This window comes from Kitasatospora sp. NPDC003701 (assembly GCF_053587085.1).
This window is the reverse complement of record NZ_JBSFNM010000068.1, coordinates 30,748-51,479: the sequence shown is the minus strand read 5'-3', so window position 1 is coordinate 51,479 and position 20,732 is coordinate 30,748. Positions and strand designations below refer to the sequence as shown.

Below are 20,732 nucleotides of genomic sequence, written 5' to 3'. Positions count from 1 at the left end.
GCGCCCTCGTCACCCTGGCCACCACGACACAAGCAACCGCACGCGCAACCCGCCAACGAGCCATCGAAGCCGCAGGCAACCGCGAATAGAACACGGTCACCAGGGCGCTCGGCCCCCCGCCGAGCGCCCTGGCACCTCCGCGGGGGGCCGATGACTACGCCACGCCGGCCGGCTTCCCGCGGCGCCGGCGTGACGGCCCGGCCGCGGCACGCGCGGGCGCACCGGCCCCGAAGCGGCGGCACTTTCGACATCGGCACCGCGGATCCGGCCGGGGCGTTCGAGTTCCGGCACGAGGAATGCGCCCGATCCCCTGAGATCGTGAATGCCACCGAGCGCCTTGACGTCATCGGGCGGCGCCGGGACGGCATCTTCTCACTCCGCTCCACCCACACCCGTGTGATCGAGGAATTCGCGCGACACAACGACCATGTCGGCCTCCGCCGCGAACACCTCGCGGAACCGTCGAACAGCACAAGCGCGGCTGCGCGTCACCGCGATACCGTGCAGTTCGTCGACTAACCGCGATCTTGCATGAGGACCCGTCAGCCGACCGGAAGGCCTCATTCTGCGCTTCCGGCGGGTCGTTTCAATGACCGGGCAGGGTGAAATGGCCCCGTCCGGCCTGCGAGACCACCCCGACGGAGCCACCCGACACCCGCACACGCAGGTAGGACCCGCTACGAGCCTTCACTTGCCAGGTGCCTCCGGCTCGGCGCCGTACTGAACCTCGACAAGCCCCATCGTCCCGGGCCAGAGGCCCCTGCCGCTGTCCTGACCAATCGTTGGACAACCAGCTCCCCGCCCGCGCCGGGCCGCTGCACCGTGATTCGGTGGCCGTCGTGCTCCGACCGCACCACAACCACCCGGTGAACCCGCCGGCCGTCCGCGGCCTCGGGCTGCTGCGAGGACGCCGTCCCGAGCCACCACGATGCAGGCGAACCGGTGCCGCGAGCACAGGACACCCAGGCGTCAGACGTCCACCCGGCCGGAAAGCGGCTGCCGCCCGCCCCTGGAGCCGGTCGGCAACGTCCACGGCGACCCGATCGAGTCCACACCCGGCCGGCCGGACGCGCACCACTTCCCCCGGGTTGTCCGAACCGCACCGATCACTGGGCGCGGTCGGGCGATCGGCCACCTGCCGGTGCGCACCGTCACGAACGGCGTGATCGACCGCGCCGTGTACGGGTGCACGACCGGTCCACCGTGAAGAACACGCTCGCCGTGCTCGTGCGGGTCATGGAGCACGCCCTCCGGGACGGCGCCATCGACACCAACCCGGCCAAGGTCAGCGGCTGGCAGCGCGAGCACCAGCGCGCCACGAACCTGGTCCTGCGCTCGCACGGGGAGTTCGGCGGGTGGGGCGACGTGGCGCGCTTCGCGGCGTGCACGGCGGCCCGCATCGGCGAGGTCTCCGGCGTGCGCCGCAAGGACGTCGACCGGAAGCGCTGGACGTGGGACCTGTGCCGGCAGACCACGACCGGGCCCGGCGGGCTGGTGGGACAAGGGAACCAAGGGCAAGCGGCGCCGGACCGAGCTGGTCGCCTGGCTCCTGAACGTGATCGACCGGGCCCCGATGGCGCGGCTGTTCACCGGGCCGCGGGGTGGACGGATCACCACCGCCGTCCTGCGGGACGCGACGCACTGGGACGAAGTGGTGGTCGCGCTCGGCTTCGAGCACCTGCGCCGCCACGACCTCCGGCACACCGGGCTGACATGGATGGCCGACGCTGGGGTGCCGCTGCACGTCCTGCGGAAGATCGCCGGGCACGGATCGCTCACGCCGGCGCTCGATCGAGCTGGCCGGCGAGGCGCTGAGCGCGCACCCGCGCGGGCCCCGCGAGGCCCCTGGTCCCGAAGTGGTCCCGCAGGACTCCCCGGCCGCCACCTGCAACTCGTGCGCTGACCCACCCTCGGAAACGACAAAAGCCCCGCTGTCCTGGACTTCCGTCCAGTCAGCGGGGCTCCGACATCACTGTCGGGACGACAGGATTTGAACCTGCGACCCCTTGACCCCCAGTCAAGTGCGCTACCAAGCTGCGCCACGTCCCGTGGTCTCGGCGCCTTCGGCGGAGCCTGGGGGGCTCTGCGGTGGGGCTTCTCGACCTTGTCGCCGGTCTCCCTGCGACGTGGAAAACAATACAGCACGTCGGGGGGTGCTCGCTGCCAGGTATCGCGGGGCGGCGGGGTCAGGGGGTGGGGTGGCGGGCGTCGTAGCGGAGGAAGGCGGGGCGGCGGGCGGCGAGGAGGACGATGGCGGCGACGCAGGCGAGGCCGCCGCTGATGACGGAGGTGGCGGGGCTGGTGAGGGAGGCGACGGTGCCGGACTCGAAGTCGCCGAGGCGGGGGCCGCCGGCGACGACCACGATGAAGATGCCCTGGAGGCGGCCGCGCATCTCGTCGGGGGCGGCGACCTGCATCATCGTGTTGCGGAAGATCATGCTGACGGTGTCGGCGCAGCCGGCCACGGCGAGCAGGAAGAGGCCGAGCCAGAGGTTGTGGACCAGGCCGAAGGCGGCGATGGCGAGGCCCCAGGCGGCGACGGAGGCGAGGACGGCCACGCCCTGGCGGTTGACCCGGCTGACCCAGCCGGAGAACAGCGCGCCGGTCAGGGCGCCGACCGCCGGGGCGGCGACCAGCAGGCCGACGGTGCGGGCGTCGCCGGCGTAGAAGGTGACCGCGATGGCGGGGAAGAGGGCGCGCGGCATGCCGAAGATCATCGCGGCCAGGTCGGCGAGGAAGCTGGTGCGCAGGTTCGGCTGCTCGCGCAGGAAGCGCAGGCCGTCGAGGACGGAGGCGCGGCCGCGGCGGTCGCCGAGCGGGCGCATGGCGGGCAGGCGCCACATCGCGTACAGGGTGGCGGCGAAGGCGACGGTGTCGACCAGGTAGGCGGCCTGGGTGCCGTAGGCGCCGATGAGAACGCCGCCGAGCATGGGGCCGACGGTGAGGCCGAGGTTCATGCTGACGGTGTTCAGGGCGTTGGCGGCGGGGAGTTGGTGGCTCGGGACGAGGCGCGGGATCATCGCCGACCGGGCGGGCGAGCTGAGCGCGAAGAAGCCGGCCTGGACGGCGACGGCGGCGTAGAGGACGGCGACCAGGCCGAGCCCGGCGAACGCCTGGGCGGCGAGGACGGCAGAGACGACGGCGAGGCCGGCCGAGCCGATCAGGCCGAGACGGCGTCGGTCCACGGTGTCGGCGATCGCGCCGCCGTAGAGGCCGAAGGCGATCAGCGGGAAGAGCGAGAAGAGTCCGACCAGGCCGGTGGCGAAGCTGGAGCCGGTCAGGTCGTAGACCTGCACGGAGACGGCGACGGCCGTCATCTGCTGGCCGATCGACGAGACCGCCTGACCGAACCAGACCCGCCGGTAGTCGACGTTGTCGCGCAGTGGGCTGAGGTCGGCGAAGGCCCGCCGGTACCAGGGTATGGACGCGGCGGGCAGTTCGGCGGCCGAGGAGGGGGCGGACGCGGGGCGCTCGGGGGGCACGGAAGGCGTGGAGGCAGGAGCGGCGGACTCGGAGGCGGCACCGGCCGGCGCGGCGCCCGAATTGGCAGGATGATTGGTCGACACAGCCCCCCATATTCGACCTGCGCCCGCGCGCCGCGCCCACCGGGGTGGCGGCCGGGGGCCTGCAGGCCCCTTGGACTGGGCAGCCTCCACCGGCGACCCGTCCCCCCGGTGAGCGGCGGCGAAGGCAGCGGCTAGCGGGTCAGGACCTGCTTCTCGCCCGCCTCGACCGCGAAGTCCAGCCGGTTGCCCGGCGGCGGGAAGGGGCAGATGAAGTGATCGGCGAAGGCGCACGGCGGCAGGTAGGCGCGGTTGAAGTCCAGCACCGTACGGCCGTCCGCGTCGGGTGCGGGGAGGGTGATGAAGCGGAAGCGGTAGGTGTCCGCCCCGCTGGTGGCGTCCGCGATGACGCCGCTGAGCCCGTGGCCGGCGCCGCTGACCGTCAGGGTGCGGTGCTCGCCCGCCACCGTGAAGGTGATCCGGCCGGTGACGGCCAGCGGACGGTCCTTGCCGTCCGCGTTGGGGACGAGGACGGCCCGGGCGTCGCCGTCCTCGAAGGGGGTGAAGACCGCCGGGACGGCCCACTCCGGCGAGTACGGGTAGGCGGCGATGCCGGCGAAGGACTGCCGGCGGGGCGAGGCCGGGTCGAAGACCCGCAGGGCGAGCTCGCCCTCGCGCTCGATCGGGACGAGCAGCAGCTCGCCGGCGGAGGCGGTGTCGGCGGCCGGGTCGGTGTCCGGGCGGAGCAGCACCTCGCCGTCCACCGGCCCCGGCGCACCCGCGACGACGATGCCGTCGGCCGGCGTCGCCCGGACCCGCACACCCTCCGCGTCCGCCCACCAGAGGCCGGGCAGGCCGGGTATCCCGGTCGGCCCGGGCTCCAGCCAGTGCGTACCGGTGAGCGCCAGCTGTCCGTGCTCCGCGCTCACCGCCGCCGCGCGGCCGTCACTCCAGTGCTTCCAGTCCTCTGCGGCTGTCGCCGTCATCGGTGTGCCCTCCCAGTCCGTCCTGGCCCGCCGGGCCGTCCGCCGTGCATCGACGTCCGCCGTCCGCTTCCCGCCGTCCGTCCATGCGTTCCGTCATCACCTCAACGCCGACCACCGGGGTGGATCATCCCGGTCGCCCCGGCCGGCAGCGGACAGCGCCCCGCCCGACCTCGCAGGGCGCTGCGGGGGCGCGTCAGTCCTTCAGCGGCCGGAACAGCCCCTCCTGCACCACGGACACCACCAGCTGCCCGTGGCGGTCGAAGATCTGCCCGCGCGCGAGACCGCGGGCGCCGTGGGCTATCGGGGACTCCTGCTGGTAGAGCAGCCAGTCGTCGGTCCGGAACGGCCGGTGGAACCACATCGCGTGGTCGAGCGAGGCCATGTCGAAGTGGCGCGTGCCCCAGAGCGGCTCGACGGGGGCGCGGACGGCGTCGAGCAGCGTCATGTCGCTCGCGTAGGTGAGCGCGCAGACGTGGATCAGCGGGTTGTCGGGCAGCGCGCCGTTGGTCCGCAGCCAGACACCGCTGCGGGCCTCGACGCCGGCCAGCTCCTCCTTGGTCCAGCGCAGCCGGTCGACGTAGCGGATGTCGAAGGGCTGCCGGCGGCTGATGAACGGAGGCAGCTCACCCAGCCGGGACCCGACCTCGTCCAGCGCGCTCGGCAAGTCCTCGGGAGCGGCGACGGCGGGCATCGGGTACTGGTGCTCGATGCTCCCCTCCTCGGGGAGGTGGAAGTCCGCGGTGAGGGCGAAGATCGAGCGCCCGCCCTGGATCGCGAGCACCCGGCGGGTGGCGAAGGAGCGGCCGTCCCGGAGCCGGTCCACCTGGTACACGATCGGCACGCCGGGCACGCCGGGGCGCAGGAAGTAGGCGTGCAACGAGTGGACGGGGCGGTCGCTGTCCACCGTGCGCCCCGCCGCCACCAGCGCCTGGCCCGCGACCTGGCCGCCGAACGTCCGCTGGAGCGCCTCTTCGGGGCTGCGCCCGCGGAAGATGTTCAGTTCGATCTGCTCAAGATCCAGCAGCTCGACGAGTTCGTCGACAGGGGTACCCATGCGTGCGCTTCCTCTCCGGGTGGCCGACCCGAGCGGAGGTTTCCCGTCCGGCTGCCGACGCCCGTTCTATCGAATTCTCCCGCCCAGTCGAATCCTTCAGCGAGCCAGGGCATTCCCCCCGCCCCCGCACCTCGCCACCGATTCACTCGAACGAGGACCCACTCTCTCGAACGCGGCCTCGATGCGCTGCCCCGGGAACGTCTCGGGGGTCGTCTCGAGGGTCGTCTCGGCGGACGTCTCGGGGCGGCGAGAGGAACGCCGCCGGTGCGTCGGAGGGGGCGCCCCGAAGGCACCGCGGGCACACCGGGAACAGGGTCGGAAACGTCGGGCACCGCACCGGGAGCGAACCGTCAGAGACCCGACTGGCGGACCGTGATGTTGAGCCGGCCGGTCAGCCCGAGCGCCGGATCCGCCGTGCCGGGCAGCGTGCGCACCACGCCGTGATAGGCGAAACGCGCCGGTCCGCCGAACACCAGCAGGTCGCCGCTGCACAGTTCCAGGTCGGTCCACGGCCGGGTGCGGGTCTCGGTGTTGCCGAGCCGGAAGAGACAGGTGTCGCCGAGGGACAGCGACACCACCGGCGCGTCCGTCCGCTCGTCGCGGTCCTGGTGCAGGCCCATCTTCGCGCCGTGCGGGTAGTGGTTGACGATCGCGATGTCGGGCTCGTACCCGACAGCGCCCGCGACGGCGTCGACGGCCTCCCCGTACGCCTCGGCGACCGCGCTGCGGGCGAGCCCGGCGAGCTCCGGCGGGAACGCCTTGACCGGTGCGCCGTCGGCCGCGACGCGGCGATAGCCGTAGGGGTACCAGTCCAGCCCCAGGCCGACCATGCGGACGGACATCATGGCGCCGGTCGGCATCCGTACGGCGTGCATCCCGGCCGGCGGACGGGCCCACTCCCGGCAGGCGGCGACCAGGCGGAGCTGGGCATCGGCATCGAGCCAGCCGGGGACGAGCACCGCACCGGGCGCCGGCTCGGACCTCCCGCGCACCGGCGCGCCGCCGGAACCGCCACCGGACCCGGGATCAGCACCGAACAGTTCGCCCTGAATCACGCCACCATCCTCCCGCACCCGCGCTGCGTCCGGCGGGGCGGAGGGCACGGCCGGCAGCAGCAGAAGCAGGCAGACCGGCGGGCGGGAGGCGGGGAAGCAGGCAGACACGCGGGGAGACGGGGAGACGGGGAGACGGGGAGGCAGGGAGACCAGCAGGCAGCGGCAGCAGCGCCGCCTAACCGTGGTCGGAGTCGTCCCCGATCATCCCGATCTCCCGGGCACAGGCCGGCCACGCCTCCCAGCCCTGCATACGGAGGATCTCCTCGGCCACAGTGGTCTGCTGGCGCCGGCTCGCGTGGTCGGGGCGGTCGGCGAACCGCAGGCCGCCCGCCTCCTCCCAGGTCGGCGGCCAGATCTGCAGGCCGCCGAAGTAGCCGTTGCCGGTGGCGGCCCGCCAGTCGCCGCCGCTCTCGCACTCGGCGAGTTCGTCCCAGATCACGTCCGCGACCGTCGAGGCGGCCCGGGCGCGCCCGTCCGGGATCAGCACGGCGGCGGGTAGGGCCACGAGGGCGGGAGCGAGCACGAGGGCGAGGAGGCGGGCAAGCGCGGCAACGGCAGCCGCGCCCCGTACCGGGACTCCGGTCGGTAGGAAGGATTCACGGCTGATCCTACGAACGCTGGGAAGGCACAGCAGCCGACCCTAGGCGCGCGCCTCCCCCGCCCGGCCCGACACGCCGGACACGCCGACGGCCGCTCCCCCGCACAGCGGAGAAGCGGCCGGTCGAACGACCCGTCCGGGGTACGGCGGCCACCTGGATCAGGCGGCCCGGCCGAACCGGAAGGACCCGAAGGACCCTCAGGGCCCGGAAGCACCCGAGGATCCCGTGGACCCGATGGATCGGACGGATCAGACGGATCCAACAGACCCGAAGGACCCGAGGAATCAGACGGTCAGGGTCTGGCCCGGGAAGATCAGGTCGGGGTTGCCACCGATGACCTTGGCGTTGTTGTCGTACAGGGCGTGCCAGTCGACGCCCTGGGCGGCGGCGATGGTGCTGAGGGTGTCGCCGGCCTTCACGGTGTAGTTGCCACCGGTGACCTGCTTGGCGTCGTTCGAGGCCGGAGCGGCGGGCTTGGCGGGCTTCGCGGGCTTGTCGGACTTCCACGAGGTGGCGGCGTCGGCGGCCTTCGGCGCGACGGCGGCCTTGGGGGCCTCGGCGGCCTTCGGCGCGGCGGTCTTCGGGGCCTCAACGGCCTTCGGGGCCTGCGCGGGCTTCGGCGCGGCGGTGGCGGCCGGGGCGGCCGGCTTCGCGGCGGCGGTCGAGCCGGCGGAGGTGTCGACGGCGGCCGGGGCGCCGCCCTTGGTCAGGCCGGCCTTGACGGAGCAGACGGGCCAGGCGCCCGGGCCCTGCGAGGCGAGGACCTTCTCGGCGACGGCGATCTGCTGCGCCTTGGTGGCCAGGTTGGCCTGCGAGGCGTAGGCGGTGCCGCCGAAGGCGGCCCAGGTGCTGGAGGTGAACTGCAGACCGCCGTAGAAACCGTTGCCGGTGTTGATGGCCCAGTTGCCGCCGCTCTCGCACTGGGCAACCGCGTCCCAGGTCGAGACGGAGGCGGCGGAGGCCGAGGTGGCCGTGACGAGGCCGGCCACCGGCAGGGCCGCGACAGCGGCGCCCGCCACGACAGCCATCCGAACGCGGTTGCGCTTGGTGACGGTGGAGGGGGTGGCAGCGGCGGTCTCGTTACGGAAGGTCATGAGGTTCCTCTCGACAGCCCCGGGCGGGCATGCGGAACCAGACCCTCGAGAGGGGCCGAATCGCTCGCCGCGTCCGTCGGGCGGCCGGGCACGTGTCGGACGTGCCGCGCCGCCCCGGCCACCCGCCACGCACCGGCGACCGGATCGAGCGGTCGCATCGGCGGGCACGGCCTGCACCGGGTTGAGCCGGCGGGCTGTGCGTCGGGGGTGAACCCGGGTGGTGCTCGTTGCACCGCCAATGAAGCTACGAGTCGGCCGCCGGGGAACCAAACACTCGGCGGTCTGCCCAGCTCAGCAAGGCGTTACCGGCGGTAATGACCATGCAAGCATGTCCAATTTGTCCGATATAGCCGTCATTTCCTAGATCAAACATCGACCGGCCGTGACTCACCTCACGGTTTCATTCCGGCAGTCCTGTCACCGACATCGACAGATTGTGACCGCCCGACAGCGCGGCGCGGTCGGATCAGGGGCAATTCCCGTCAGCCTCGGGGCCCACCCGTGACCCCTGACACAGGGCTCCGTTGGTAAAGGCGGCCGGAAACGCCCCTCCGCCCCACCACTCGAGCCCCACCACTCGACCCGGCCCGACCGACCCCGGCCGGACCCGGTCGTCCCCGGCAGTACCCGCCCCGCTCCCCGCCCACGTCAACCCCTGACGGCCGGCGGACCCGACAACCCGAGGAGTACCAGTGCCGCGCATGCTCGCCGTCAGCGACGAGGTCCGATCCGAGATCGGCGACGACGAGGCCGACCGCCTGCTCGGCGGCGCCCACGCACCCGACAGCTACGAGTGCACTTCCTGCCGCACCCCCGGCGACTCGCTCCAGGAGGCCACCAGCACCGTGCTGTTCGTCGGCGAGGAAACGGCGGTGCTCGCCTTCGCCCATGCCCGCTGCATCCCCTCCCAGGTGGTTCCGGTCTCCGAGGAGCAGCTGGTGGGCGCGGTGCGCAGCATCAGCCAGGCGCAGGCCGACGCGCCCGCGACGGTACCCGCCCCCGCCGTCCCGGGCCCCGCCCGGTCCACCGGCGACCAGCCCGCCGCCGCCCAGCCCACCGCGCCCGGCCAGGCCGCCATCCTCGGCATCACCTGCGGTCTGGTCCTGCACGGCGGCACCGGCCACGCCTCGGTGGTCGTCGAGCCCACCGGCCCGGTCGGCCGTCCGGGCAACACCTCCGGCACGGACGAGTTCCTGGACCTCCTCCAGGACGCCGGCTTCCAGCCCGTCACCGACCTCGACAAGACGCCGGACCAACTGCCCGGCTGGTCCGTCCTGGTGGCGATGGGCAAGCTGCACGCGATCCTGCAGCCCGCGGCCGCCGGGGGGAGCACCGGCTGGTGGCAGGCGCACCAGCCGCTCCAGGTCACCGATGCCTGGCGGTTCGCCGCCAACCAGCTCACCGAGGTGACCATGTACGCGGTCCCGGCCGGCACGGTCGGCCGCCAGCCGCGCGAGGACCTGCTCCGCCAGGCGCTGGAGCGCGCCGTCGCCCTGGGCCAGGTGGTCGGCGCCTCCCTCCCGCTCGCGGGCACCTGAGCCACCCCGGCAGCCCCGACCCGGCCAGCCCCGACCCGCGCCCCTGCCCGGGCGCCCCTGCCCCGCGCCCGGCCGGAAGGCCCGCCACCGACCGATCGGCTCCCCCGATCGGCATAGGCCAACCTTCCGGCCGGGCCGACGCACCCCGCATCCCCCGGCGGATTCGCTCGTTGGCCCCTATGTGTACAGCTACGACGTCTCCGCATCCCACCGCCGGTCCACCACCGTCCCCCGCGTGATCCCGGGCATGCGCCCGTCGTACGACGCTGAGCACCCGCACTCGGCCACGCCGATCTACGACGAGCTGTACTCCGAGTACCGGCGGCTGTTCCGCGCGCTGCCCGGCGACCGCTCGGGCGAGGAGAACCTGAAGTTCGCCGGCTTCGCCGTCCGGGACGGCTACCCGGTGCTCGCCGAGCCGCGCCCGTACCCGCCCCAGCACCAGGCGTTCCAGACGTACGCGGGCCAGGCCCTCGGCATCCCCCAGTTCATGCCGAGCCAGCAGACCGGTCCGGGGCACAGCGGTCCGGGACACAACGGCCAGCACACCACTCACGCCGGCCACACCACGGGCGCGCACCCCACGGGCGCGCACCCGACGGGCGGACATCCGAACGGCACGCACCCCACCGGCACGCACGGCGGCCACCACACCCCCGCTCACCATCACCCCGCCGACCCCACCAGCGACGGCCTCGGTCACGCCGGTCCGGCCGCCCAACCCGCCCAGCCCGCCGCCCAGTTCACCAACGGCCAGGGCTGGGTGGCGGCCGGCTACCTGGGCCCCGTGCCGCACCCGATGCCCGCTCCGGCGCCCGCGCCGGTGATGGGCGGCGGTACCGGCGCCACCGCCGGCCCGGCCACCGGCGGGCGCCACCGCAACCTGCTCTCGCTCCCCCCGGGCCGCAGCAGCGACCAGCACTGACCGCGCCCGCCCCTCGCACCCCGCCCCCCGCACGCCCACGCAACCGCCCCACGCAACCGCCCCACGCACGCAGGAGGTCCCCGCCACCGAAGTGGCGGGGACCTCCTGTCACGCAGGCCGCGGCCGGCGCGGCCGACCGCTCAGGCGCCCTACTTGCGCTTGCGCTTCTCCCGCACGCGCACCGAGATCGAGATCGGCGTGCCGACGAAGCCGAACTCCTCGCGCAGCCGGCGCTCGACGAACCGGCGGTACCCGGCCTCCAGGAAGCCCGAGGCGAACAGCACGAAGCGCGGCGGGCGGGTGCCCGCCTGGGTGCCGAACAGGATGCGCGGCTGCTTGCCACCGCGGATCGGGTGCGGGTGCGCCGCGACCAGCTCGCCGAGGAAGGCGTTCAGGCGCGCGGTCGGGATGCGGGTCTCCCACCCGGCCAGGGCGGTCTCGATCGCCGGGACGAGCTTCTCCATGTGCCGGCCGGTCTTCGCCGAGACGTTGACCCGGGGCGCCCACTGCACCTGGACGAGATCGCGCTCGATCTCGCGCTCCAGGTAGAAGCGGCGCTCCTCGTCCAGCTGGTCCCACTTGTTGTAGGCGACGACGACGGCGCGCCCGGCCTCGACGGCCATCGAGATGATCCGGGTGTCCTGCTCGGCCAGGGTCTCGCTGGCGTCGATCAGGATGACCGCGACCTCGGCCTTCTCCAGCGCGGCGGAGGTGCGCAGCGAGGCGTAGAAGTCCGCGCCGGCGGTCAGGTGGACGCGGCGGCGGATGCCGGCGGTGTCGACGAACTTCCAGGTCTTGCCGCCGAGTTCGATCATCTCGTCGACCGGGTCACGGGTGGTGCCGGCCAGCTCGTTGACGACCACCCGCTCCTCGCCGGCGACCTTGTTCAGCAGGCTGGACTTGCCGACGTTCGGCCGGCCGATCAGCGCGACCCGGCGCGGGCCGCCGGTGGCGACGCCGAAGGTCTGCGGCGGGGCCTCGGGCAGGGCCTCCATGACGGCGTCGAGCAGGTCGCCGGAGCCGCGGCCGTGCAGCGCGGAGACGGGGAAGGGCTCGCCGAGGCCGAGCGACCACAGGTACGCGGCCTCCGCCTCGGTGGACTGGCCGTCGACCTTGTTGGCGCAGAGCACGGTCGGCTTGCCGGCCCGGCGAATGATCTTGATCAGGGCCTCGTCCGTGTCGGTGGCGCCGACGGTGGCGTCGACCACGAACAGGACCGCGTCGGCGGTCTCGATGCCCAGCTCGGCCTGCGCCGCCACCATGGCGTCGATGCCGAGGACGTCGATCTCCCAGCCGCCGGTGTCGACGACCTTGAAGCGGCGGCCGTTCCAGCTGGCCTCGTAGCTGACCCGGTCGCGGGTGACGCCCGGCTTGTCCTCGACGACGGCCTCGCGGCGGCCGATGATGCGGTTCACCAGGGTCGACTTGCCGACGTTCGGGCGGCCGACGACGGCCAGCACGGGCAGCGGGATGTGCTCGCCGCCCTCGAGCCCGTCGACGTCCTCGGGGTCGAACCCCTCCTCGGCGGCGAGCGCCATGAATTCGGCGTACTCGGCGGCGTCCAGCTCACCGTGGCCGGCGGCGGAGTGCTCTGTGGTCATGTTCGTGTTTTCCGTTTCCCGGCGCGGCCCTTCCCAGGGGCGTGCCGTGCGTACCTGCCCCGGTCGGGGCAGCGCGAGTACTACAGGGAGACGCCCCGCGGGCGCTCCCGAACAGCAAGCCGCGACCTGCGAAGGTCACGGACAATGAGCCCCGGGCGACGAGCCCGGAACGACGAACCCCGGACGGCGGGCCGACCGGCGCCGGAGCCTTCGGGCCCCGGAGCCTTCGGGCCCCGGACGAGCGCGGCGGCTCAGACCGCCGACAGCCCGGCCCGCTCCTCCACCAGCGCGGTGATCGTGCCGATCACCTGCTCCAGGGTGAGCTCGCTGGTGTCCACCAGGACCGCGTCGGCGGCCTGGGTGAGCGGAGCGGTCTCGCGCGAGGAGTCGGCCTTGTCCCGGCGGCCCAGGTCGGCGGCCATCTCGGCGATGGTGGCCTCGTCGACGCCCTTGGCGCGCAGCTCGGCCGCCCGCCGCTCGGCCCGGGCCGTCTCCGAAGCGGTCAGGAAGATCTTGACGGTGGCGTCCGGGAACACCACGCTGCCCATGTCCCGGCCCTCGGCGACGATGCCGCGCTCGGCGACCTCGGCGCAGCCGCGCTGCAGCTCCACCAGGCGCGTCCGCACGGCCGGCACCGCGGCGACGGCGCTGACCCGCGCGGTCACCTCGGGGCCCCGGATCGGACCGGACACGTCCTGCCCGTCCACCGTGATGGTCGGACCGGCAGCGTCGGTGCCGGAGACGATCACCGGCTTGCCGCAGGCAACGGTCACGGCCTCCGGGTCGTCGACGTCCACGTCGTTGGCCAGCATCCACCAGGTCAGCGCCCGGTACATCGCGCCGGTGTCCAGGAAGCTCAGCCCCAGCCGGGTGGCGACCGCCCGGGAGACGGTCGACTTGCCGGAGCCGGAGGGTCCGTCGATGGCGACGACGACCGGGGCGTGCGCTCGGTCGGCAGTGTCCACGGGGCGAACCTCTCTCTGGGCCTGAACCCGAAACCTGAATCTGTACGGCGCGAGCCGTTCAGCGTGAAACCGGGGGATGTCTCCCTCAAGGTTAATGGACCGGCGCCAGACCCCGGTCCGCGCGCCGACGGGGCCGCTCCTCGGCGGGCAGGCCCCCGGCAGGCCCCGCACCCCGGCCACCCCCTCGGCCACCCCCTCGGCCGCCTCTCGGCCGCCTCTCAGCCAGCCCTCAGTCGCCCCGATCGCCGTCAGCGCAGCCGGCTCAGCGCCCCGGCCGGAACACTGTCCCCGGCCCGGCCCTCGACCCCGTCCGGTGCTTCAGTCCCGGACGCTCCACCCGCTCGCCCGCAGCGCCACCGTCAGCGGCATCACCGCCGCCGGCGCGACCGACAGCTGGACGAAGCCGACCTGCTGCCCGGTCGAGTGCTCGATGTCGACGTCCTCGATGTTGACCCCGGCGGCGCCGACCTCGCCGAAGAGCCGGCCCAGCTCGCCCGGCTGGTCGCCGAGCACGACCGCCACCGTCTCGTAGCGGGTGGGCGGCGCGCCGTGCTTGCCGGGGATCCGCGACTGGCCGGCGTTGCCCCGGCGCATCACGGTCTCGATCCCGGCCGCCCCAGCGCGGCGCTCACCCTCCTCGGTGGCCTGCAGCGCGCGCAGGGCGGTGACCGTCTCGCCGAGGTCGACGGCGACCTCCTCCAGGATGTCGGCGACCGCGCCCGCGTTGGCGGAGAGGATGTCCACCCACATGCCCGGGTTGGAGGCCGCGATCCTGGTGACGTCCCGGACCCCCTGGCCGGAGAGCCTTATCGCCGTCTCGTCGGCCTTCTCCAGCCGGGCCGCGACCAGCGAGGAGACCAGCTGCGGGGCGTGCGAGACCAGGGCGACGGCGCGGTCGTGCGCGGCGGCGTCCATCACGATCGGCATCGCGCCGCAGAGGGCGACCAGCTCCAGGACGGCGTTGAGCGTCTCGGTGTCGGTGTCGGCGGTGGGGGTGAGCACCCACGGCCGGCCCTCGAACAGGTCGGCGCGCGCGGCCAGCGGTCCCGACCGCTCGCGGCCGGCCATCGGGTGGCTGCCGATGTAGTGGACGGTGTCGCAGCCCAGCGCCGCCACCTCGGCCCGCGGCCCGTCCTTGACGCTGGCCACGTCGGTGTACCAGCGCGCCAGGCCGCGCCGCTGGCAGTCGGCGAGCACCTTGCCGACCAGCGCGGGCGGCACCGCGATGATCGCCAGGTCCACCGGGCCGTCGGCGGGCTCGATCGTGCCGGCCCCGAGCGACGCGGCGGTGCGGGCCGCGTCCGGGTCGGCGTCCTCCAGATGAACGGTCAGCCCGCGCCCGGTCAGGGCGAGGGCGGCGGAGGTGCCGATGAGTCCGGTACCGACGACGGCGGCAGTGCGCATGGCGGGGTGGCTCTCCTCACGGGGCTGACCTGGACGTGCCCGCCCATCCTCTCGCATCCCCACCGCCCCTGCGGCCACTGCCCGGCACCGCCGAGCGCAACCGCCCGACCGCCGGCTCCGTCCCCTCTCACGCGACACCACGCACGCACCGCCGAGCACGCAGCACCGCACCACGCACGACACCGCACGCACCACACCGCACGTACGCGCGCGGACACGTGCAGACACACACCGACGCCCGCGCTCACCGCACACGCCGCGCGCGGGCGAAATCCGAGGACGTCCGCTCCGATGCGAGGCAGACTGACCGCCCAGGGGGCGGCAGCGCGCGATCGGCGCGAGCGGCGCGAACGAAGGGGTAGGCCGGGTGGACGATCAGCACAGGGCAGACAACGGGAAGCAGTCCGACGGAGCGGCGGTACCGGCCCACCCGTCGGTGCTCGACTCGGTCGTGGTCTACGCCGCCGGCGCGGTCTGCCGGCGCCGGGCCCGGGTGGCCCTGCCGCCCGGCGGGCGGCTGCGGCTGACCGGGCTGCCGCAGGTGCTCGACGGGCGGTCGCTGCGGGCCCGGGTGCTCTCCGGCCCGCCCGGCACCGCCGTCACCGAGGCCCGCCTCGAACCGGTCGCCGAGCTCCGCTCCCCCGACGAACTCCCTGAGCTCCGGCGTCAGTTGAAGGACGCCCGGGAGCACGAGTCGGCCGTCCGGGAGCGGCACCGGCTGGCCCTCGGCGCCATCGCCGAGACGGCCGCGCTGCGCGCCGTTCCGCCGGCGCGCCGCAAGGACGAACCGCTCCGCCGCACGCCCGCCGATGCCTGGCTGGAGCTGGCCGAGTTCATCGACGACCGGCTCGCCCGGCTCCAGCTCCGCGCCGAGGAGCTGACCGGGGAGCTCGAACGGGCCGAGCACGCCACCGAGACGCTGACCGACCGGCTGGAGCGCTCGTCCACTGCCGGGCCGACCCGGCCGGTGGAGACCTCCGCGACCGTCCTGCTCACCCTCACCGTGCCCGACCCCGCGAAGACCCTGACCCCCGTCCAGGACACGGCCGAGGCACCCGCCCCCGACATCGACATCGAGCTCGAGTACGGCGTCCCGGCCGCCCGCTGGGTGCCCGCCTACCGCCTCTCCTACCAGCAGGGCTCGGACACCGGCCGCCTGGTGCTGCGCGCCTCCGTCGCCCAGCGAACCGGCGAGGACTGGACCGGCGTCGGCCTCGCGCTCTCCACCGCCGACCTGGACCGGCGCACGGACCTGCCCAAGCTGCGCTCGCTGCGGATCGGCCGCAGCCAGCCCGCCCCGCCGCCCTCCGGCTGGCGCGAGCCCCCGGCCGGCCTGGGCGACCTCTTCACCGGCTACGACGCGGTGGGCCCCCGCCCCGAGCCCCGGCGGAGCGGCCCGGTCCCCGTCGCGGCCGTCACGGCCGCCGCGCCCCCTCGTCTCGCCGCGCCCGTCGCCCCCGTCTCCCCCGTCGCCCCGGGCGGGCCCCGCGGTGGTGCCCGGTCCTTCGACGAACCCCAGGCCTCCCTCGGCTTCGCCGGTTACGGCGGGCCGCCCCCGCAGCCCGGCGGCCCGCTGCCCCCGCCGGCGGCGGCCCCGGCACCGGCGCCGCAGGCCCGCCGGGCCCGCGCCTCGCGCAGCGCCGTCGAGTCCACCCGGGCCGCCTTCGCCGACGAGTACGGCGGAGCCGCGGCCCCGCCCGCACCCCCGGCGCCCCCCACCCCGGGCGCCACGCTCCTCGACTACCCCTCGCTGGTCCTGGCCGGCCCCGACGAGCCCGCCGCGCGCCGGGGCACCCTCCACCCGCCGGCCACGACCGCTCCGGCGGCCGCCGGCGCCACCCTGACCGGCCTCCAGCTCCCCCGCCACGCCGTGCCGCCGCGCACCTCGGCCGGCTCCTTCGACCACCGCTTCGACGCCGCCGCGCCCGCCGACATCCCGTCCGACGGCACCTGGCACACCGTCACGATCGGCGAGATCCCGGTCACCGTAAATCCCGAGTACGTCACCGTCCCCTCCGTCGAGGAGAAGGTGTACGGCACCCTGGTGCTGGCCAACCGGACGGCCCAGGCGGTGCTGGCCGGCCCGGTCGAGGTCACGGTCGACGACGAGTTCCTGCTCACCGCCGCCCTGCCCACCCTCGCGCCGGGCGGTACGCGCCGGCTCGGCATCGGCGTCACCGAGAGCGTCGAGGTGGCGCGCCGCACCGAGCTGCACGAGTCCACCACGGGCATGCTGAACACCAGCACCGTGCTCGACCACCGGGTGCACGTGGAGCTGGCGAACCGGCTCGGGCACGCCGTCACCGTGGAGGTCCGCGAGCGCGTGCCGGTCAGCTCGGACGCCGAGATCCGGATCGAGGAGCGGGCCGACTGGCAGGCGCCCGCCGTCCCCTCCCCGGAGTGCCCGCCGAGCAGCCGGCTCTGGCGGATCGAACTGCCGCCGGGCGGCCGGGCCGAGCTCGACGGCGGGTACCAGATCAAGATCCCGGCCGGAAAGGCCATCGTCGGCGGAAACCGGAGGAACTGAACGATGAGCAGCGACACCATCCCCCTCCCGGTCACCGCCGTCACCTGCCTGGAGGACCGCAGCCAGGTCGAGCGCACCGCCACCGTCGAGCTCGCCGCCGGCGTCCAGCGGCTGCGCCTCGGCCCGATCACCGCGCTCGCCGTCGACCGCACCCTGCGCGCCGAGGCCACCGCCCTCTCCGGAACCGCCGCACCCGCCGGAGCGACCGCCCTCGCCGGCATCCGCGTCCTGGACGCCCGTGTCGTCCGCGCCTGGACCCCGCGCGCCCCGCTGCCGCCCGGTCCGGACGACTCCGCGCTGCGCCACCGCGTCCACGAGCTCGACGTGCGGGCCCGCCGCGAGGAGCAGCTGCGCCACCGTCTGGAGGCCCGGCTGGCGCTGCTCACCCAGCTCAGCGCCGACCTGCTCCGCGAGGTCGGCGAGGGCGCCGGCGTCGGCGAGGTCGAGCGGGCCCGCTGGGCGCGCGAACTGGACCGGGTGGACGCCGAACGCGAGCGGTACGGCGAGGAGCTGCGGGCCACCCACTCCCGGCTGCGCGAGCTGGAGGTCGACCGCTCGCAGGCCCGGACCGCGCTCGACGAGGCCGAGGAGGAGCCGGCCGAACTCGTCGCCCACCTCGACCTCACCGTCGAGGCGGCCGCCGCCGGCCCCGCCCGGCTGACCGTCGGCCATCTGGTGCCGTGCGCCGTCTGGCGCCCGTCCTACCGGGCCACCCTCGCCGACGGGTCGCTGCGCCTGGAGTCCGAGGCGGTCGTCTGGCAGCGCACCGGCGAGGACTGGACGGGGGCCCGGCTCACCCTCTCCACCGCCCGCTCGGCGCTGGCCACCGCCCCGCCCGCGCTCGGCGAGGACGTGCTGGCGCTGCGCGAACGCAGCGCCGAGGAGCGGCGCACGGTCGAGGTGGAGCTGCGCGAGGAGGCGATCAGCACGCTGGGGCCGTCCGAGGCGGTGCCGGGCGTGGACGACGGCGGCGAGGTCCGGGTGCTGCGGGCGCCGGCCCCGGCCACCGTGCCCTCGGACGGCCGGGCCCACCGGGTCCCGCTGGGCTCGTTCACGGCACCTGCCGCCGGCGAGTACGCGTGCGCCCCCGAAATCTCACCGCTGGTGACCCAGGTGGTCCGGTTCCGCAACGCGGCCGGGCACGCGCTGCTCGCCGGCCCGGTGGAACTGATCCGCGGCAGCGGCTTCACCGGCCGGGGCGAGCTGCCCTTCACCGCGGCGGGCGCCGAGGCCGAGCTGGCGTTCGGCAGCTCGGACGGCTACCGGGTGGTCCGCGAGACGGAGGAGCGCCAGGGCACCGCCGGACTCACCCAGCGCACGGTGACCACCCGGACGGTCCGGCTGCACATCTCCCGGTTCTCGGGCCCCGAGGAGCGGGACGAGCAGCTGGTCACGGTCCGCGAACGGGTACCGGTCTCCGAGGTTTCGGCGGTGGAGGTGCGGCTGCGCAAGGAGGAGTGCTCCCCGGCACCGGACTCCTTCGACACCGAGGGCATCGTCCGCTGGGACCTCCCGCTCGGCCCCGGCGCGCGCCGGACGGTGACGCTGGTGTACGAGGTCTCCGCCTCCGGGAAGGTGGCCGGCCTGTGACACCACCGACCGCGCCCGGTCGGCCGGGCCCTCGCCGTAACGAGCGTTCAGGTACAACAGGAACATGATCCTGCACCTCGCCCCCCTGGACGACTGGCTGGCCGACCCCGGCCGGCCGTACGCCACCGCCTCGCTGCTCACCGACGGGTTCATCCACTGCTCGGCGGACGAGCAGACGGCGCTCGCGGCGGCCAACGCCTTCTTCGCCGACACCCCCGGTCCGCTGATGGTGCTGCTGATCGAGGAGTCGCTGGTGGAACCGATGGTGAAGTGGGAGGCCCCGAACGGCACACCGCCGCCCGGGGCCACCCCCGGTGTGCTGTTCCCGCACATCTACGGGCGGCTGAACCGGTCCGCCGTGGTCGGCCTGGAGAAGGTCGAGCGCGGCCCGGACGGCCGCTGGGCGAACCTCACCCCCTGGAGCTGAGCCCGCCCGAACCGGTCCCGGCCGACATCGGTGCAGCCGTCGGTGCTGTCGCCACCGCTACAGCCAGCCCCGCTCCCGGGCCGCCATGCCGGCCTGGAAGCGGGTGGTGGCGCCCAGCTCCCGCATCAGGCTCTGCAGCCGGCGCTGGGTGGTCCGGGCGCTCCAGCCGAGCGAGCGGGCGATCGACTCGTCGGTGAGGCCGGCCGCCAGCAGGCCGAGCAGCTTGCGGTGGTCGGCCTCCGGCTCCAGCGCGCCCTCGGCGGCGCCGATCGCGGACTGGAGCTGGACCGCCCGCTCCCACTCCGCCTCGAACAGGGTGTCCAGGGCCTGGAGCAGCGCCGACGGGTGGATCACATAGGCCGCGTCGAGGACGCTGTCGCCCACGCTGATCGGGATGATCGCCATCCGGTCGTCCGACATGATCATCTTCATCGGCAGCACCGGCCGGACCCTCGCCTCCTCGCCGTCCGCGACGCCGACCAGGATGTTCTTCTCCAGCCGGCCAGGCCAGGCGACCGCCTCCCGGTCGTAGATGGTCCGGAACCGCAGGCCCTCCCGCATCCGCTGCCGCTGCAGCGGGATGTTGGCCACCGGATCCTGGATGTACGGGGGACAGTCGAAGCCGCGGACCTGGTACTGGCTGGTCTCGGTGATGTGCTCCAGCCGCTGGGCGATCGCCTCGCCGCCGGTCAGCACCTCGACCGAGTGCGCCGGGTCGGTGTAGCGCGAGGCCTCCCGGAAGGCGTCCATCAGACGGTGCATCTCGGCCCTGGCGTGCCGCAGCTCGGACTCGCGATGGCCGATCAGCGTGCCTATCGCGACATCGGGGGCCACCGGGAGGAAGCGGTGCCGGTCCACCGGGGCCCGGGTCGCCATGCCCTGCTGCGCCAACCGGTCCAGCGCGCGGACGCTCTGCTGGAGCGTCAGGCCGCAGCAGACCGCGAGGTCCTCGGCGGTGGACTGCGGGTTGGCCACCAGCGCCGCGTAGACCCGTCCGTCCGGCGCGGCCAGTCCCAGTGCGCTGAGTGGTGCATCGGACACGACGCCGCTCCCCGTCTCGACTCCCGCCCGCGCCCGGAGTGGCGCAGTCCCGCCACTCGGCGAGTCGTGGTCAGGTGGCAATCTTCGGCCACGGATCATGACGCTGACAAGGCGATGACCAGGCGATGCGTCCCGGCTCACAGCAGGACCCGCCGAACGGCAGGAGGGCCTCCCCGCCACTTGGCGGGGAGGCCCTCCTGGACACCCGAATATGCAGACCGGTCTACAGAGAGACCCGGGGGCCGCAGATTATGAAGATCGGTCTACAGAAACCGGTCGGAATATGTCGACCGGTCTACAGAGAGGCTGCCCCCAGCCGCGAACCTGCAGATCCACAGATCCACAAACCCACGGCCACGGGCCCCGTCCACAAATCTATGTCGACCGGTCTACAGAGTGTTTCTCTACCGACCGGTCCACAGA

Annotated in this window: 17 protein-coding genes and 1 tRNA gene; 7 read left to right on the top strand and 11 right to left on the bottom strand. The window is 74.2% G+C overall.

All coding sequences use genetic code 11. The features are described 5' to 3' along the window. The first annotated feature begins 150 nt into the window (after window positions 1–150). A complete protein-coding gene (locus ACWDRR_RS37915) occupies window positions 151–519 on the top strand; it encodes a mycothiol transferase (protein ID WP_449776821.1) in 369 nt (122 codons plus the stop codon). Window positions 520–1,573: 1,054 nt separating this feature from the next. Continuing rightward, on the top strand, window positions 1,574–1,903 hold the full coding sequence (locus tag ACWDRR_RS37910) for a tyrosine-type recombinase/integrase (protein ID WP_449776827.1): 330 nt from the start codon (window positions 1,574–1,576) through the stop codon (window positions 1,901–1,903). Between the two features lie 72 nt (window positions 1,904–1,975). Here ACWDRR_RS37910 and ACWDRR_RS37905 read toward each other — a convergent pair. From ACWDRR_RS37905 to ACWDRR_RS37875, 7 genes are all read right to left on the bottom strand, one after another. Continuing rightward, window positions 1,976–2,049, bottom strand: a tRNA-Pro gene (locus tag ACWDRR_RS37905). Window positions 2,050–2,186: 137 nt separating this feature from the next. After that, window positions 2,187–3,482 (bottom strand): MFS transporter, encoded by a 1,296-nt coding sequence (locus ACWDRR_RS37900; RefSeq protein WP_449776820.1) that lies wholly within the window; start codon window positions 3,480–3,482, stop codon window positions 2,187–2,189. A 215-nt stretch (window positions 3,483–3,697) separates the two neighbouring features. Further along, window positions 3,698–4,489 carry a DUF1684 domain-containing protein gene (locus ACWDRR_RS37895; protein WP_449776819.1) on the bottom strand — a complete coding sequence of 264 codons (792 nt, stop codon included), beginning with the start codon at window positions 4,487–4,489 and terminating at the stop codon, window positions 3,698–3,700. Window positions 4,490–4,682: 193 nt separating this feature from the next. Next, a complete protein-coding gene (locus ACWDRR_RS37890) occupies window positions 4,683–5,543 on the bottom strand; it encodes an acyl-CoA thioesterase (RefSeq protein ID WP_449776818.1) in 861 nt (286 codons plus the stop codon). 350 nt (window positions 5,544–5,893) lie between these two features. Further along, window positions 5,894–6,535, bottom strand: a complete 642-nt coding sequence (locus ACWDRR_RS37885; RefSeq protein ID WP_449776826.1) for an alpha-ketoglutarate-dependent dioxygenase AlkB family protein — start codon at window positions 6,533–6,535, stop codon at window positions 5,894–5,896. Window positions 6,536–6,773: 238 nt separating this feature from the next. Then, window positions 6,774–7,121 carry a transglycosylase family protein gene (locus tag ACWDRR_RS37880; protein WP_449776817.1) on the bottom strand — a complete coding sequence of 116 codons (348 nt, stop codon included), beginning with the start codon at window positions 7,119–7,121 and terminating at the stop codon, window positions 6,774–6,776. A gap of 360 nt (window positions 7,122–7,481) precedes the next feature. Continuing rightward, a complete protein-coding gene (locus tag ACWDRR_RS37875; protein WP_449776816.1) occupies window positions 7,482–8,291 on the bottom strand; it encodes a LysM peptidoglycan-binding domain-containing protein in 810 nt (269 codons plus the stop codon). Window positions 8,292–8,983: 692 nt separating this feature from the next. Here ACWDRR_RS37875 and ACWDRR_RS37870 point away from each other — a divergent pair. Then, window positions 8,984–9,829, top strand: coding sequence for a hypothetical protein (locus tag ACWDRR_RS37870; protein WP_449776815.1), 846 nt, complete (start codon window positions 8,984–8,986; stop codon window positions 9,827–9,829). A gap of 235 nt (window positions 9,830–10,064) precedes the next feature. Then, on the top strand, window positions 10,065–10,754 hold the full coding sequence (locus tag ACWDRR_RS37865) for a hypothetical protein (RefSeq protein WP_449776814.1): 690 nt from the start codon (window positions 10,065–10,067) through the stop codon (window positions 10,752–10,754). A gap of 149 nt (window positions 10,755–10,903) precedes the next feature. Here ACWDRR_RS37865 and der read toward each other — a convergent pair whose 3' ends face one another. The 3 genes from der to ACWDRR_RS37850 form a co-directional block, all read right to left on the bottom strand. Beyond that, complete coding sequence (der, locus tag ACWDRR_RS37860) at window positions 10,904–12,355, bottom strand: ribosome biogenesis GTPase Der (RefSeq protein WP_449776813.1); 1,452 nt, start codon at window positions 12,353–12,355, stop codon at window positions 10,904–10,906. A 251-nt stretch (window positions 12,356–12,606) separates the two neighbouring features. After that, entirely contained in the window at window positions 12,607–13,320 is a 714-nt protein-coding gene (gene cmk, locus ACWDRR_RS37855) for a (d)CMP kinase (RefSeq protein WP_449776812.1), read from the bottom strand. 318 nt (window positions 13,321–13,638) lie between these two features. Further along, window positions 13,639–14,724 (bottom strand): prephenate dehydrogenase, encoded by a 1,086-nt coding sequence (locus tag ACWDRR_RS37850; protein WP_387892866.1) that lies wholly within the window; start codon window positions 14,722–14,724, stop codon window positions 13,639–13,641. Window positions 14,725–15,091: 367 nt separating this feature from the next. On the opposite strand from ACWDRR_RS37850, the gene ACWDRR_RS37845 reads away from it, so the two are divergent. The 3 genes from ACWDRR_RS37845 to ACWDRR_RS37835 all read left to right on the top strand — a co-directional run bounded on the left by ACWDRR_RS37845 (window position 15,092) and on the right by ACWDRR_RS37835 (window position 19,268). After that, complete coding sequence (locus ACWDRR_RS37845; RefSeq protein WP_449776811.1) at window positions 15,092–17,251, top strand: DUF4139 domain-containing protein; 2,160 nt, start codon at window positions 15,092–15,094, stop codon at window positions 17,249–17,251. 3 nt (window positions 17,252–17,254) lie between these two features. Further along, on the top strand, window positions 17,255–18,841 hold the full coding sequence (locus ACWDRR_RS37840) for a mucoidy inhibitor MuiA family protein (protein WP_449776810.1): 1,587 nt from the start codon (window positions 17,255–17,257) through the stop codon (window positions 18,839–18,841). A 64-nt stretch (window positions 18,842–18,905) separates the two neighbouring features. Further along, on the top strand, window positions 18,906–19,268 hold the full coding sequence (locus ACWDRR_RS37835) for a DUF952 domain-containing protein (RefSeq protein ID WP_449776809.1): 363 nt from the start codon (window positions 18,906–18,908) through the stop codon (window positions 19,266–19,268). Between the two features lie 57 nt (window positions 19,269–19,325). Here ACWDRR_RS37835 and ACWDRR_RS37830 read toward each other — a convergent pair whose 3' ends face one another. Beyond that, entirely contained in the window at window positions 19,326–20,309 is a 984-nt protein-coding gene (locus ACWDRR_RS37830) for a helix-turn-helix domain-containing protein (RefSeq protein WP_360626318.1), read from the bottom strand. Between the last annotated feature and the right edge of the window lie 423 nt (window positions 20,310–20,732).

What these genes read in the sequence shown, in the direction of transcription:
- ACWDRR_RS37915 (WP_449776821.1), top strand. Translation starts at nt 151, where the DNA reads ATGACTACGCCACGCCGGCCGGCTTCCCGCGGCGCCGGCGTGACGGCC.
- ACWDRR_RS37910 (WP_449776827.1), top strand. Translation starts at nt 1,574, where the DNA reads ATGGCGCGGCTGTTCACCGGGCCGCGGGGTGGACGGATCACCACCGCC.
- ACWDRR_RS37895 (WP_449776819.1), bottom strand. Translation starts at nt 4,489, where the DNA reads ATGACGGCGACAGCCGCAGAGGACTGGAAGCACTGGAGTGACGGCCGC.
- ACWDRR_RS37890 (WP_449776818.1), bottom strand. Translation starts at nt 5,543, where the DNA reads ATGGGTACCCCTGTCGACGAACTCGTCGAGCTGCTGGATCTTGAGCAG.
- ACWDRR_RS37875 (WP_449776816.1), bottom strand. Translation starts at nt 8,291, where the DNA reads ATGACCTTCCGTAACGAGACCGCCGCTGCCACCCCCTCCACCGTCACC.
- der (WP_449776813.1), bottom strand. Translation starts at nt 12,355, where the DNA reads ATGACCACAGAGCACTCCGCCGCCGGCCACGGTGAGCTGGACGCCGCC.
- ACWDRR_RS37850 (WP_387892866.1), bottom strand. Translation starts at nt 14,724, where the DNA reads ATGCGCACTGCCGCCGTCGTCGGTACCGGACTCATCGGCACCTCCGCC.
- ACWDRR_RS37840 (WP_449776810.1), top strand. Translation starts at nt 17,255, where the DNA reads ATGAGCAGCGACACCATCCCCCTCCCGGTCACCGCCGTCACCTGCCTG.
- ACWDRR_RS37835 (WP_449776809.1), top strand. Translation starts at nt 18,906, where the DNA reads ATGATCCTGCACCTCGCCCCCCTGGACGACTGGCTGGCCGACCCCGGC.